10 protein-coding genes are annotated in these 13,923 nt (G+C 78.6%); 7 read left to right on the top strand and 3 right to left on the bottom strand.

The features are described 5' to 3' along the window. Nucleotides 1-34: 34 nt before the first annotated feature. Nucleotides 35-1,381, bottom strand: a complete 1,347-nt coding sequence (locus tag WDV85_RS05855) for an MFS transporter (RefSeq protein ID WP_339569751.1) — start codon at nucleotides 1,379-1,381, stop codon at nucleotides 35-37. Then, complete coding sequence (locus WDV85_RS05850) at nucleotides 1,378-2,109, bottom strand: siderophore-interacting protein (protein ID WP_339569750.1); 732 nt, start codon at nucleotides 2,107-2,109, stop codon at nucleotides 1,378-1,380. The genes WDV85_RS05855 and WDV85_RS05850 overlap by 4 nt, the downstream gene beginning before the upstream one ends. Before the next feature lie 267 nt (nucleotides 2,110-2,376). Here WDV85_RS05850 and WDV85_RS05845 point away from each other — a divergent pair, with 267 nt between their 5' ends. The 7 genes from WDV85_RS05845 to WDV85_RS05815 are packed head-to-tail and all read left to right on the top strand — an operon-like array spanning nucleotide 2,377 to nucleotide 11,536. Continuing rightward, nucleotides 2,377-3,831 (top strand): pyridoxal phosphate-dependent decarboxylase family protein, encoded by a 1,455-nt coding sequence (locus tag WDV85_RS05845; RefSeq protein ID WP_445263238.1) that lies wholly within the window; start codon nucleotides 2,377-2,379, stop codon nucleotides 3,829-3,831. Then, on the top strand, nucleotides 3,828-5,231 hold the full coding sequence (locus WDV85_RS05840; protein ID WP_339569748.1) for a lysine N(6)-hydroxylase/L-ornithine N(5)-oxygenase family protein: 1,404 nt from the start codon (nucleotides 3,828-3,830) through the stop codon (nucleotides 5,229-5,231). The genes WDV85_RS05845 and WDV85_RS05840 overlap by 4 nt, the downstream gene beginning before the upstream one ends. Next, nucleotides 5,228-5,854, top strand: a complete 627-nt coding sequence (locus WDV85_RS05835) for a GNAT family N-acetyltransferase (protein ID WP_339569747.1) — start codon at nucleotides 5,228-5,230, stop codon at nucleotides 5,852-5,854. Before WDV85_RS05840 ends, WDV85_RS05835 begins: the two co-directional genes overlap by 4 nt. Continuing rightward, nucleotides 5,851-7,794, top strand: coding sequence for an IucA/IucC family protein (locus WDV85_RS05830; RefSeq protein WP_339569746.1), 1,944 nt, complete (start codon nucleotides 5,851-5,853; stop codon nucleotides 7,792-7,794). The genes WDV85_RS05835 and WDV85_RS05830 overlap by 4 nt, the downstream gene beginning before the upstream one ends. Continuing rightward, nucleotides 7,791-10,097, top strand: coding sequence for a penicillin acylase family protein (locus WDV85_RS05825; RefSeq protein WP_339569745.1), 2,307 nt, complete (start codon nucleotides 7,791-7,793; stop codon nucleotides 10,095-10,097). The genes WDV85_RS05830 and WDV85_RS05825 overlap by 4 nt, the downstream gene beginning before the upstream one ends. After that, nucleotides 10,094-10,729 carry a GNAT family N-acetyltransferase gene (locus WDV85_RS05820; protein WP_339569744.1) on the top strand — a complete coding sequence of 212 codons (636 nt, stop codon included), beginning with the start codon at nucleotides 10,094-10,096 and terminating at the stop codon, nucleotides 10,727-10,729. Before WDV85_RS05825 ends, WDV85_RS05820 begins: the two co-directional genes overlap by 4 nt. A gap of 48 nt (nucleotides 10,730-10,777) precedes the next feature. Next, nucleotides 10,778-11,536: a glycosyltransferase gene (locus WDV85_RS05815; RefSeq protein ID WP_339569743.1), complete on the top strand. Its 759-nt coding sequence runs from the start codon at nucleotides 10,778-10,780 to the stop codon at nucleotides 11,534-11,536. A 13-nt stretch (nucleotides 11,537-11,549) separates the two neighbouring features. On the opposite strand, the gene WDV85_RS05810 is transcribed toward WDV85_RS05815, so the two are convergent. Next, nucleotides 11,550-13,871 carry a hypothetical protein gene (locus tag WDV85_RS05810; RefSeq protein ID WP_339569742.1) on the bottom strand — a complete coding sequence of 774 codons (2,322 nt, stop codon included), beginning with the start codon at nucleotides 13,869-13,871 and terminating at the stop codon, nucleotides 11,550-11,552. Between the last annotated feature and the right edge of the window lie 52 nt (nucleotides 13,872-13,923).

The following is a 13,923-nucleotide window of genomic DNA, read 5'->3' as shown; positions in this document are numbered from 1 at the left end:
CGGAGGCTAGCCGCGGGGTCCTCCCTCGCGGCGCTCAGGCGGCCGGGACGCCGGACGCCGCGGCGCGGCCGGCGGGCGAGCGCAGCCACCGGACCCCCAGCGCGACGCCGGTGAGGCCGACGGCCGCGAAGACGACCGCCGACAGCACGTAGCCCCCGAGCCCCGCGACGAGCAGCGCGAGCGAGCCCGCCGCGAAGGAGACGAGCAGCGCGACGGTCGTGAGGGCCGTGAAGTCGCTGCCGCCGGTGGCCGGGCGCGAGAGGTCCATGCTCACCGTGTAGATCACGACGTTGAGGGCCGTGTAGGCGACGAGGAACCCCGACAGCGCCGTCACCGTCCAGGCCAGCGGCGCCGCGCCGCGCAGCAGCGGGACCACCCCGGCGGTCGAGACGACGAGCACCGCTCCTCCGGCCACGAGCACGGCGGACCGGCCGAGGCGCCGCACGAGCCACCCGGAGACGAGCCCGGCGACGAGCGCCGGGACGCTGACGACCACGCCGGTGACGACGCCGATGCGGGCCAGCGACCACCCGGCGTCGACGAGCGCGGGGCTCGTCAGCGACCAGACGCCCGCGACGCCGCCGTAGAGCAGCGGGACGACGACGAGCGCCCACGCCGGCACGCCCGGGCGCCGGAACACCGACACGACCGCGCCCCAGGGCACGCCTCCCCCCGACCCGGCCGCACCGCCGTCGTCCCGCGAGGGCTCGCGGAAGGCGGCGACGACGCCGAGCGCGACGAGCGTGAGCGCCGCGAGCAGCAGGACGGCGGCGTGCCAGCCCCACCGGTCGTAGACGAGGACGCAGACGCCGCCGCCGAGCACCGTGCCGAGGTAGCTGGCGGCCACCTGCACGCCGCCGGCGACCCCGCGGTCGGCCGGGCGCAGCAGCCGCACCGAGAGCGCGTCGGCCGCGACGTCCTGCGTCGCCGAGAGCAGGACGAAGACGGCGGCGAGGGCCGCCAGCGGGCCGAGCCGGGCGGCCGGGTCGTCGAGCGGCAGCATCGCCAGCAGGGCCAGGACCATGCCGGTCTGCAGCACGAGCAGCCACGAGCGGTAGTGGCCCAGCCGGCGGGAGCCGAAGCGGTCGAGCAGCGGCGCCCACAGCACCTTGAGGGGCCACACGAGCCCGAGCAGCGAGAGCAGCGCGAGGGTGTCGAGCGAGGTGCCGGCGTCGCGCAGGACGGCGACGAGCCCGACGGTGAGGAACCCGATGCCGATGTACTGGGTGACCCACAGCGAGCCGAGCAGCAGCCACGGCGGGCGCGACGGCGCACCCGCGGCGCCGGGGGGCGCGACGACGGGGTCGGCCGGCGTCGCGGCGACGACGGCGTGCCCGGTGGTCGCCGCGGTCGTGGACCCGGACGCCGGGGCGCGGCTCACGCCTCGTCCCGCCAGTACCCGAGCGCGGAGACGCGCTCCTTCGGGACGCCCAGGTCGCGGCGCAGGTGGCGCGAGAGCGCGCGGGTGCTCGCGGCCTCGCAGCCCAGCCAGAACCAGTCGGCGCGGGCGTCCGCCCCGGCGGCCCACCCGGAGCGCACGTGCTCGACCAGCGCCGTCCCGGCCGCAGGACCCTCGCCGCGCGGCACCCACGTGACGTCGTGGCCGGCCCGCGCGCGCACGGGCAGGGCGCGGTCGTCAGGGTGCCCCTGCTCGAGGACGACGGTCGCCGGCGTCCCGGGGTGGGCGTCGAGCACGGAGTTCACCGCGGGCAACGACGCCGGGTCGCCGACGAGGTGCAGGCGGCGGACCGGGTCCGGCAGCGGGTCGAAGCGCGTCCCGTAGACCGTGGCGTCGAGGCGGTCGCCCGGCTGCGCCGAAAGCGACCAGGCCGCGGCGACGCCGTCGTGGAGGGCGAACTCGAGGTCGAAGGAGCCGGCGACCGGATCGGGGTCGACGACGGTGAAGGCGCGCTGGTGGGGGCGCCCGCCACCCGTGAACCACAGCCGCACCCACATCGTCGGGTGCGGCGGGCAGGCCGCCAGCAGGCCGCCGTCGCGCACCCGCACCCGCCGGTAGCGGCCGCCCACGTCCTGCGCCGAGACCACCTCGAGGGTGAAGTCCCGTCCGCGCAGCGCCTTGATCACCGCGCCCTGCCAGCCGTGCTGCACGTGCTCCTCCTCGGGACGTCGGCCCGGTGGCGGTCCCACCCGGCGCGGGCCCGCACCTGCCGCGCGGGCCCGGGAGATGTGTACCGTACTCGCGCTGAGGGCAGCCTTACCTACACATCACCTCAGCCCTGCCCGCGTGGTACCCGCCCCCCGTCCGACCGCCGCGTCCGCCGACGCCTCCTCCCCGTGGGAGATCCCGTGCCGCCCACCGCCCCCGCCGCGGACCCGTTCCTGCGCGAGACCACCGCCGACGCCTACGTGACGGCGATGTCCGCAGCGGTCGACGTGCTCAGCCGCTCGGTCCGCGGGGCACGGCGCCCGCACACCGGAGCGCCGCAGCAGGAGCTGCAGGCGCTCGTCGACGCCGTCGACCTGGACGCCGCGCTCGGCGACACCCCCGCGGCCCTCGAGGAGCTCTCGCGGGTGTGGCTCGACCACGCCGTGTGGTTCCACGCGCCCGGCTACGTCGCGCACCTCAACTGCCCCGTGGCGCTGCCGGCGCTCGCGGCGGACCTGCTGGCCTCCGCGGTGAACACCTCGATGGACACCTACGACCAGTCCCGGGTGGCCACCCTCCTCGAGCGGCGCCTGCTCGACTGGGCCGCCGGGCGGGCCGGCCTGGGGCCGGGCGCGCGCGGCGTCTTCACGAGCGGCGGCACGCAGTCCAACACCCACGCGCTGCTGCTCGCCCGGGAGGCCGCGCTGGCGGCGCGCGGCCTCGCCCGGCCCGACGAGCTCCTGCCCGGCCGCCTGCGCGTGCTGGCGAGCGACCAGGCCCACTTCAGCGTCACGCGCGCCGCGCGGCTCCTCGGCCTGGGCGCCGACGCGGTCGTGCGCGTGCCCACCGACGCCCGCCACCGCCTCGACCCCGCCGCGCTGGCCCGCACCGCCGACGAGGTGCGGGCGGCCGGCGACGTCGTCGCCGCGGTCGTCGCCACCGCCGGGACGACGGACCTCGGCCGCGTCGACCCCCTCGCCGCCGTCGCCGACGTCTGCGACGAGCGCGGCCTGTGGCTGCACGTCGACGCCGCGTACGGCGGGGGCCTCCTCGTCTCCCGCCGTCGGCGGCACCTGCTCGACGGCGTCGAGCGGGCGTCGTCGGTGACCGTCGACTTCCACAAGACCTTCTTCCAGCCGGTCGCCTCCTCGGCGGTGCTCGTGCGCGACGGCGCCGCGATGGACCTCGTGGCCCACCACGCCGCCTACCTCAACCCGCGCGAGGAGGGCGTGCCCAACCACGTCGACACGAGCCTGCAGACGACGCGGCGCTTCGACGCCGTGAAGCTCTGGCTGACGCTGCGGGTGATGGGCGCCGACGCGGTCGGCGACGCCGTCGACGCCTGCGTCGACCTCGCGGCCGACGTCGCCGAGGACCTCGCCCGCGAGCCCGACGTCGAGCTCCACAGCGCGCCGGAGCTGAGCACCGTGCTCTTCCGGCTGCGCCCGCTGGTGGCCGGGCCGGACGGCGTCCCGGCGCCGGTCGACGACGGCACCGCCGACGCGCTCGTCGGCGGGGTGCGCGACCGGCTGGCCGCCGACGGCGCGGCCGCCGTGGCCCGCACGGTCCTCGACGGGCGGCCCTGGCTGAAGATGACCTTCCTCGACCCCGCGACGACGCGCGCCGACGTCGCCGACGTCCTGCGGCTCGTCCGCGAGGCCGGCGAGGACCTGCTCGCGCCGCTGCCCGCCCCGGTGACGGAGGCCGCGGGGAGCGCGGCGTGAGCGCCCCGGCCGGCGCGGGCGCGCCCGAGGGCCCCGTCCACGACTTCGTCGCCGTCGGGATCGGCCCCTTCGGCCTCGGGCTGGCGGCGCTCGTCGCCCCGGTGCCCGACCTCTCCGGCGTCTTCCTCGACGCCAAGGAGGAGTTCTCCTGGCACCCCGGGATGATGCTCGAGGGCGCGACGACGCAGGTGCCCTTCCTGGCCGACCTCGTGACGATGGCCGACCCGACGTCGGAGTTCTCGTTCCTCGCCTGGCTCAAGGCGACGGGGCGCCTGTACCCCTTCTACATCCGCGAGTCCTTCTACCCGCTGCGCTCGGACGTCGACGCCTACTGCCGCTGGGTCGCGGGCCGCGTGCCGGGCCTGCGCTTCGGCCGCGAGGTCGTCCGGGTCGACCACGAGGACGACGGGGCCGGCGGCCGCTACGTCGTCACCGCCCGCTGCACCCGCACGGGCGCCACCGAGACCCACCGCGGGCGCCGGCTCGTCCTCGGCGTCGGCACGCGGCCGACGGTCCCCGAGGTCGCCCGCGACCTGCCCGGGCCCGCGCTGCACAGCGCCTCCTACCTCGACCGCAGGGACGAGCTGCAGCGCCTGGGCTCGGTCACCGTCGTCGGCAGCGGCCAGAGCGCCGCGGAGGTCTACCTCGACCTGCTCACCGACGCCCGCCGGTACGGCTACCGGGTGGACTGGGTGACGCGCTCGCCCCGCTTCTTCCCCATGGAGTACACGAAGCTCACGCTCGAGATGACGTCGCCGGAGTACGTGCGCTACCACCACGCGCTCCCGCCGCGCCGCCGCGACGAGCTGGCCCGCGAGCAGCGCCAGCTGCACAAGGGCATCAGCGCCGACCTCGTCGACGCGATCTACGACACGCTCTACCGGCTCGGCGCCCGTGGCGAGGTGCCCACCGAGCTGCTCACCGGCGTCGAGCTCACGGGCGCGCGCTGGGACGCCGAGCGGCGCACGTACGCCCTCGACCTGCACCACGCCGAGACGGGCGGCCGCACGACCCGGGAGACGCAGGGCCTCGTCCTCGCCACCGGGTACCGCGCCGAGGTGCCCGCCTTCCTCGAGCCCGTGCGCCACCGCGTCCGGTGGGACGCGCAGGGCCGCTACGACGTCGCCCTCGGCTACACCGTCGACCACGACGACCTGGAGGTCTTCGTGCTCAACGGCGAGGAACATACGCACGGCATCGCGGCCCCCGACCTCGGCATGGGCGCCTTCCGCGCCTCGGTGGTGATCAACGCGATGTGCGGGCGCGAGGTCTACCCCGTCGAGGAGCACATCGCCTACCAGCAGTTCGGCGTGGGGGGCCCCGCGGCCGGCCCTCTCGGCGACCGTGCTCGCGGTGGGGCCCCGGCGTCCGAGCCGGCGCCCGCGGGGGCCGCGCGATGAGCGCCGCGGGCCCGACGACGGCACCGGTCACCGCCGTGACGGCGCGCTCCGCGCTGGGCACGTGGACGTTCGCGCCGCTGCCCGTCGACGGCACGACGCCCCTGGACGACCCGTCGCTGGTGCGGCTGCACGCGTGGGTCACCGCGCCCCGCTCGGTGTTCTGGCAGATGCAGGGCGCCACGCCGGAGGACGTCCGGGCCGAGCACGCCACCATCGCCGGTGACCCCTGCCACCACGCGTGGCTGGGCCACCTCGACGGCCGCCCGCTCGTGCTGGCGGAGACCTACGACCCGCGCGAGCGCGTGCTCGCCGGCCACTGGGACGCCGAGGCGGGCGACGTCGGCATGCACGTGCTCGTCGCGCCGCCCGAGCCCGGCGCTCCCCCGGTGCACGGGCTGACGTCGACGGCCGTGGCCGCCGTCGTCCGCCTCGCGCTCGCGCAGCCGGGGGCGCGGCGCGTCGTCGTCGAGCCCGACGAGCAGAACACGGCGGTGCGCGCCAAGAACCGCGCCGCCGGCTTCGTCGAGCACGGCCTGCTCGCGCTGCCCGGCAAGACGGCGGTGCTCTCGACCTGCACGCGGGAGGCCTTCGCGCGCAGCGAGCTCGGGAGGCTCGTGTGGTGACGGCCAGCGCCGGGCTCGACCCGGCCGACCTCGCCGACCTCGCCGACCCGGCCGACCCCGCCGACCTCGCCGTCCGGGGCGCCGAGCACCTCGAGCCCGCGGCCATGGCGGCGGCGCAGCGCCACCTCGTCACCAAGGCGCTCTCGGAGCTCGCGCACGAGCGGCTCCTGCGCCCCGAGCCCCTCGACGACGCCCCGGTGGACGAGGTCCCGACCGACGGCACGGGGACCGACGGTCCGGGGACGGCGGACGGACGCAGCCCGTGGCGCACGTGGTCGCTGCGCACGCCCGGCACCGCGCAGTACCGCTACCGCGCCCGGGTGCTCCCCCTGGAGCACTGGGACGTCGACGCGGCGTCGGTCACCCGCACGGTCGACGGCGCGCCGGCCGACCTCGACGTGCAGGACCTCGTCGTCGAGCTCGCCCCGTGGCTCGGCGTGCCGGACGCCCTGCTGCACACCTACCTCGAGGAGCTGGCGGCGACGCTCGCCGGCGCCGCGTGGAAGCTCCACCACCGCCGCGCCGACGCCCGGGTCCTGGCGCGCGCCGACCTGCAGACCGTCGAGCGGTCGATGACCGAGGGCCACCCGGGCTTCCTCGCCAACAACGGCCGCATCGGCTTCGGCCTCGACGACGCCGCCCGCTACGCCCCCGAGGCGGGGCAGCCGTCCCGCCTCGTGTGGGTGGCCGCCCGGCGCGACCGCGCCGTCCTCGCGCTCGGCGCGGGCGTCGACGAGGAGGGGCTGCTCGACGGCCAGCTCGGGCCCGAGGTCCGGGAAGCCTTCGCGCAGCGGCTGCGCGACCTCGGCGGCGACCCCGCGGCCTACGTCCTCCTGCCGCTCCACCCGTGGCAGTGGGACGCCAAGGTCGCCGTCACCTTCGCGCCCGACCTCGCCCGCCGGGACCTCGTCCTCCTCGGCCGCGGGCCCGACCGGTACGTGCCGCAGCAGTCGATCCGCACCTTCTTCGACGTCGACCGCCCCGAGCGCCACTACGTCAAGACGGCGCTGGCGGTGCAGAACATGGGCTTCGTCCGCGGCCTGTCCCCCGCCTACATGGCCGCGACGCCGGCCGTGAACGACTGGGTGGCCGACGTCGTCGCGGGCGACCCCGAGCTCGGCGGCTCGGGCTTCGGCGTCCTGCGCGAGCTCGCCGCGGTGGGGTACACCGGCGACGCCTACCACCGCTCCGCGCGCCCGGGCCCCCGCTCGGCGCACCAGCGGATGGTCGCGGCGCTGTGGCGCGAGAGCCCCGTGCCGCGGCTGGCGGACGGCGAGCGCGCCATGACCATGGCGGCGCTCCTGCACCGCGACCACGAGGGCCGCTCCCTCGCAGGGGCCCTCGTCGAGGGGTCCGGCCTCGGGGCGCGGGCGTGGCTCGAGCGCTACCTGCGCGCGTACGTGCGCCCGCTCGTGCACTGCCTGCTCGTGCACGACCTGGCCTTCATGCCCCACGGGGAGAACGTCCTCGTCGTGCTGCGCGGCGACGTCGTCGAGCGGGTCCTCGTCAAGGACATCGGCGAGGAGGTCGCCGTCTTCGGCGACCGGCCGCTGCCCGACGGCGTCGAGCGCGTGCGCGTGGCCGACGACCCGGGCGTGCGGCTGCTCTCGCTCTTCACCGACGTCGTCGACGGGGTGCTGCGCCACCTCGTCGCGATCCTCGACCGCGACGGGCTGCTGCCCGCGGAGGAGTCCTGGCGGGTGCTCGCCGAGGTCCTCGACGCCCACCGCCGCGACCACCCGGCCGCGCACGAGCGCTTCGACGTCTTCACCCCGACCTTCGCGCACTCCTGCCTCAACCGGCTGCAGCTGCGCAACACCCTCCAGATGGTCGACCTCGCCGACCAGGTCTCCTCCCTGCTCATGGCGGGCGAGCTGGACAACCCGGTGGCGCCGCACGACCCGCGCCGGACCGCTGCGGACCCCGGGACGACCTCGTGACCGCCAGCGTGCGGCGCGACGCCCACGGCGTGCCGACGGTCGAGGCCGGCTCGCTGGAGGAGCTGGCGCACGCCCAGGGCCGGGTGACGGCGCACGACCGGGCCTGGCAGCTGGAGTCCGAGCGCTGGCGCGCCGAGGGAGCGCTCGCCGCGCACGTCGGCCCGAGCGGGCTGGCGTGGGACGTGCTCGCCCGCCGGGTGCGCCTGCCGGACACCGCCCGCCGCTGCTACGCCGCGCTGGAGGAGCCCGTCCGCCGCTTCGTCGCGGCGTACGCCGAGGGCGTCGCCGCGGGGCTTCCCGAGGGCGCGGCGCGGTCGCCGGAGCTGCGCGCCCTCGGGCTCGCGGGCACCGACGACGGCGGACCTGCCGACGGCGGCGGGCCCGGCGAGGACGGGGGCTGGCAGCCGTGGACGCCCCTCGCCGTCCTGCTGTCGCACCACCTCCTGTTCGGGTCGGTCGGCACGAAGCTCTGGCGCGAGCACGTGGTGGCCGCCATGGGGCCGGAGCTGGGCCCCGACCTCGCCGCCGCCTTCGCTGTCGGGCCGCCCGACGGCAGCAACGCGCTCGCCGTCGCGGGCTCCCGGACGGCGAGCGGCCTGCCGCTCGTCGCGGGCGACCCGCACCGCCTCCTCGAGCGGCCCGGCGTCTACCAGCAGGTGCACCTCGTGTGCGCCGCCGAGGGCGTCGACGTCGTCGGCCTCGCCTTCCCCGGCGTGCCGGGCGTCCCCCACTTCGGGCACGCCGGGTCCGTGGCGTGGGCGGTGACGAACGCGATGGCCGACTACCAGGACCTCCTCCTGGAGCGGCTGCGCGTCGACGGCCGGGACGAGGACGGCGGGCCGCGGCTCGTGGCCCACGGGGCGGGAGGGCGGGAGGAGATCGGGCCCGAGGGGTGGGAGCCGGTGGAGCGACGCACCGAGGTCGTCGCGGTCGCCGGGGCGGAGCCCGTGCGCGTCGACGTCGTCGAGACCGCCCGCGGGCCCCTCCTCGTGCTCGACCGGCGGCGCCCCGACGCCCCCGCCCCGGCCATGGCCGACGGCGAGGAGGTCGAGGGCCTGGCCCTGCGCGCGCCGAGCCGGGTGCTCGCCGACGCCGGCGCCGCGGCCCTGCCCGCCCTGCTGCGGGCCCGGACGGCCGACGACGTCGAGCGCGCCTGGGGCGCCTGGGTCGAGCCGGTCAACAGCGTGCTCGTCGCCGACACCTCCGGCGCCGTCCGCCGCCTCGTCGCCGGGCGCGTGCCGCGACGGGCGGAGCGGGCCCGCTGGCGGCCCGTCCCGGCCGACGACCCGGCGTGGGCGTGGACCGGCTGGGAGGAGCACCCCGCGCTGCGCGTGGCCGGCGACGGCGCGGGCGGCTCGCCCGAGGCGGACGCCGGCGTCGTCGTCACCGCGAACGACGAGCGGCCCGACGTCGCCCACCTCGGCACGGCCTTCGCGCCGCCGCACCGCGCCCGGCGGCTGCGCGCGCTCGTCGGCGACCGCACGGGCCTCGCCGTCGACGACCTCGCCGCGACGCTCGTCGACACCGCGCACGGGTCGGCGCCGGCGCTGCTGGCGCTCCTGCGGCGCGTGGCGCGGGCGGCGCCGACGGCGGGCCCGGCGCACGACCTGCTCGAGCGCGCCCTCGCCTGGGACGGGCGCGCGGACCCCGGCAGCACCGGCGCCGCGGCCGCCGCCGCGTGGCGGGCCGCGCTGGCGCGACGGGTCGTCGCCCTGCCGCTGCTGGCGCCCCTGCACCGGCCGCCCGCCGTGCCGGCGGCGCTGCTCCCGTGGCTCTCCCCCGTCGAGCGCGTCGGCGCGGCGCTCCCCCGCCTCCTCGACGTGCTGCCGGCCCACGGGGTCGACGTCGGGGCGCTGGCCCTCGCCGCGCTCGAGGACGCCGCCGCGGCCCCCGCCGGCGCCGCGGGCGCCACGTGGGGCGACCTCCACCGCCTGCGCACGGTCCACGGCCTCGACGGCACGCCGTGGCACGACGCCACCCTTCGCCCCGGCGAGGGCTCGCCGCTGCCCGGCGACACCGACTGCGTCGTCGCGACGGCGAGCGTCCCGGGCCTGTCGCTGGACGGGCTCGGCGACACGGGCCTGCGCGGCCCCGTCGCCCGCTACGTGTGGGACCTCGCCGACCGCGGCGCGAGCCGCTGGGTCGTGCCGCTCGGCGCCGACGGCGTCCAGGGCGCCCTCCACGCCGCCGACCAGCTGCCGCTGTGGCTCGCGGGCCGACTCGCACCCGTGCCCCCGACCCGGCCGGACGACGCCGTCGACGACGGCCCGCCCGCCGCCCGCACCCCCGAGGAGACCGCATGACCACCGACGCCGCGACCACGAGCGAGGGGGCGCCCGCCGCCCCCGCGCTCGACGCCCGCCTGCCCGAGGGCCCGCGCCCGCTGCCCGACGGGCGCGTCCTCGACGTCCGCCGGCTCGATCCGGAGGCGGACGCCGCCCTCGTCCACGCCTGGGTCGTCGAGCCGCGGGCCCGCTACTGGGGCATGGCCGACCGCACGGTGGAGCAGGTGCGCGAGGTCTACGCGTACGTCGACTCCCTCAGCACCCACCACGCCTACCTCCTGCGCCTCGACGACCGGCCGGTCGCGCTGCTGCAGACGTACGACGCGCAGGCCGACCCGCTGGGCGAGGTGGACGCCGTCGAGCCCGGCGACCTCGGCATCCACCTGCTGCTCGCGCCGACCGAGGACCCGGAGCGCGGCTTCACCGCCCTGCTCGCCGCGGCCCTCGCGCCGCTGGCGGTGGGCAACACGGGCGTCCGCCGCGTCGTCGTCGAGCCCGACGCCCGCAACGAGGCGGCCGCCGAGCGCCTGCGCCGCACCGGCTTCGAGATCGGGCCCGTCGTCGACGTGGCCGGAAAGACCGCCCGCCTGGCCTTCCTGCCCCGCGCCGTCCTCGAGGCGCTCGCCGGGGCGGGCGCGCCCGGTCGCTGAGCCGCGGGCCGGGCCCGGCGCGCCCGGCCCGCTCGGTACCGTCCCCCCGTGCGCCTCGCCGTCGTCATCCCCGCCAAGGACGAGGAGGAGCGGATCGACGCCACGGTCCGCGCCGCCCTCGCGATCGAGGGCGTCGACGTCGTCGTCGTCGTGGACGACGGGAGCTCGGACCGCACCGCCGTCACCGCCCGCGCCGCCGGGGCCCGCGTCGTGCGCCACCACCGCAACCGCGGCAAGGCCGCGGCGCTGGAGAGCGGCGCCGCCCTCGTGCGCGACCTCGAGCAGCCGCCCGACGGCGTCGTCCACGACGCGGCCGGGCGGGCCCTCGCGACGGACGAGCCCCGCGCGCTCCTGCTCGTCGACGCCGACCTCGGGGCGACGGCGCGGGCGACGGCGGCCCTCGCCGTCCCCGTGCTCGCGGGCGAGGCCGACGCGAGCATCGCCGTCCTGCCGCCGCAGTCCTCCCCCGGCGGCGGCCGCGGGCTCGTCGTCGGCCTCGCCCGCCGCGGCATCCTCGCCGCGACGGGGTGGACGCCGACGCAGCCGCTCTCGGGCATGCGCTGCCTGACCCGCGAGGCCTTCGAGCGCGCCCGCCCCCTCGCGCCCGGCTGGGGCGTGGAGACGGCCATGACCGTCGACCTGCTGCGCGCCGGGATGCGCGTCGTCGAGGTCCCGTGCGACCTGCAGCACCGCGTCTCCGGCCGCGGCTGGCGGGCGCAGGCGCACCGCGCGGCGCAGTACCGCGACGTCGTCCGCGCCCTCGCCGCTCGCGGGCAGCTCGGCGCCGTCCTGCCGCCGCGCGGCTGAGCCCCCGTCGGGGCTAGCGGGACGACGCCGTCGCGGGCTCGCGCTCGCCCGGCACGGCCGCGGCGTCGTCCTCGAGCGCCCGGGCCCCCGCCGCCGTGAGCAGCGGCACCATGAGCGTCGCCGCCACGGCGGGGATCGAGGTGCCGGAGTCGTTGACGGCGAACCCGATGAGCACGAGCACGAGCCACGCGGCGAAGCCGGCGCGCAGGGCGGGCGCCCGGTCGAAGGCACGGGTGAGGGCCGGCGGCCCGGAAGCACCGGGGCGCAGGAGCACGAAGGCGACGAAGAGCGCGGCGATCGGCACGAGCAGGCCCTGCGGGTTGCCCGTCAGCACGCTGAGGTTCGCGCTGATCTTGCGCCCCACGACGTCGAGCGCGCCGCCGTCGAGCACCGTCTCGACGAAGCGCCCGAGGTGCGTGCGGTCCGCGGGCGCGCGCAGCCAGTCGAGCGTCGCCAGCAGGGCCATGACCACGGCCGTCCCGCCGCCGATGATCAGGACGCGCCGCCAGGTGATGCGCACGCCGGCCACGAGCAGCGCGAGGACGGCGAAGGCCGGGACGATCGCCGGCGGCCCGCCGAAGTCGCTGCCCAGGCCCGGCGTCCCGTCGAGGACGGCGCAGGCGACGCCGAGGACGGCGACGGCGGCGACGGCCGCGCCACGCCGGCCCCGCCCGACGAGGTGGGCGGCGAGCGCCGTCGCCAGCAGCAGGCACCCCGTCGAGAAGAGGGCGAAGGGCGGGTTGCCGAGGCCGTAGAAGCGCCCCGCGACGATGGGGTTGGGGCCCATGAGGCTGGACAGCTGCAGCGTCGAGCCCCCGACGACGTCGACGGCGAGCACGAGCGCCGTCGTCGCGGCGACGGCGCCGAGCGGGCCGACCACGCTGCGGCGCCAGGGGCCCAGCAGGGCCACCGCGGCGACGACGGCCGTCCACCCGGCCACGGCCGCCACGAGCGCGAGCGCCGAGGGCTCCGCCCGCCACCACGGCACGAGCCCGGCGAGGAAGGTCGCCACCGGCACCGACGCCCCGACGACCGAGACGCGGCGCAGCCAGGCGAGGACGCGGCGGCGCCCGCGGGGCCCGCCCGAGCGGCGGCGCAGCGCGACGATCGCCGCCCCGTAGAGGAGGAGCTGGGAGCCGTAGAGCGCGTAGAAGAAGGGACCGACGACGGGCCGCACCTCGAGGGCCGCGCGGGCCAGGTCGAGGACGACGGCCCGCCGCTCGGCGGCGTCGAGGGAGTCGTCGACGGGCAGCACCGGGGCACCGACGAGGCCGGCGGGGGCGTCGACGCCCAGGGTCGCCAGCAGCGTCGGCGCGAGGTCCGTGGTCTGCAGGAGGCCGTCCTGCCGGGTGCTGAGGGAGCCGACGAGGGTGGCCCCGTAGGCGTCGGCGACACCGCCCGCGGCCGGGCCGACGGCGGCGAAGGCGCCCAGGTGGGCCGTGCTCGTGGCGTCGGCCAGGCTGGCGACGAGCACGGTGGCGTCCTCGTCCTCCACCGCCGCGAGGACGGCGCCGACGCGGGCGTCGAGCTGCTCGACGGTGCTGGCGGAGGCCTCCTCGGGCACCTCGCCGTCCGGGTCGACGTCGGCGAGCAGGCTGCCGGCGTCGACGACGACGAGCTCCGCGCCGTCCGCGACGAGCCCGCCCACGGCCTCGCCGAGCGCCTCCGGCTCGCGGGGCCGTGGCACGTGGGGCCCGGTGAGCGCGCCGTCCGACGTGGCGAGGGCCACGGCGGCGCCGGGGCCGACCGACGCCGTCGCCGTGCCCGCGTCGGCGAGGGCGTCGCCGAGCAGGCCGAGGCGGGCGTCGTAGGGCTGCCCGGCCGCCGCCGCCTCGTACACGGGCCAGCGCGGCAGGGCGCCGTCCACCGGCTCGCGCACCGTCGTGCAGCGGGTGAGCACCTCCTGCGGGTCCGGCTCGGCGGCCTCGCCGTCGGCGGCGGCGACCTCCATGCCGGGCCGCGGGTCGAGCACGCGCGAGCCCGAGCTGACGGCGAGCCAGCCGTCGGCGGGGCACGCGCTGGCCGTCACCGACCGGACGGCGACGTCGCCGACGCCCGCGTCGCGCAGGAGCGCGCCCAGCACCGGCGTCCGCGCGGCGTCCTGCGGCTCGCCGCCCGGCCCGTCGCCCTCCTCGGCCTCCTCGACGAGGGGCGTGCCGCCGCCGTCGACGGGCGTGACGTCGCCCCACCGCAGGCCGGGGACGCCGACGAGGACCACGGGCCCGGGCACGCCCGCACCGGCCGACCGCTCCTCCGCGGCGTCGGCCGCCCGGGCGGCCGGAGCGCCGGCGAGCCCCGCGAGGACGGCGAGGACGAGCGCGAGGAGGGCCGGCACGGGCCCGAGGGTAGGGGCCGCGCCTGGACCGCCCCTGGAGGCGGCCGAGGAG

This window comes from Pseudokineococcus sp. 5B2Z-1 (assembly GCF_037482305.1).
In the GTDB taxonomy this organism is placed as follows: Bacteria; Actinomycetota; Actinomycetes; order Actinomycetales; family Quadrisphaeraceae; genus Pseudokineococcus.
This window is presented reverse-complemented; position numbering and strand designations above follow the sequence as displayed.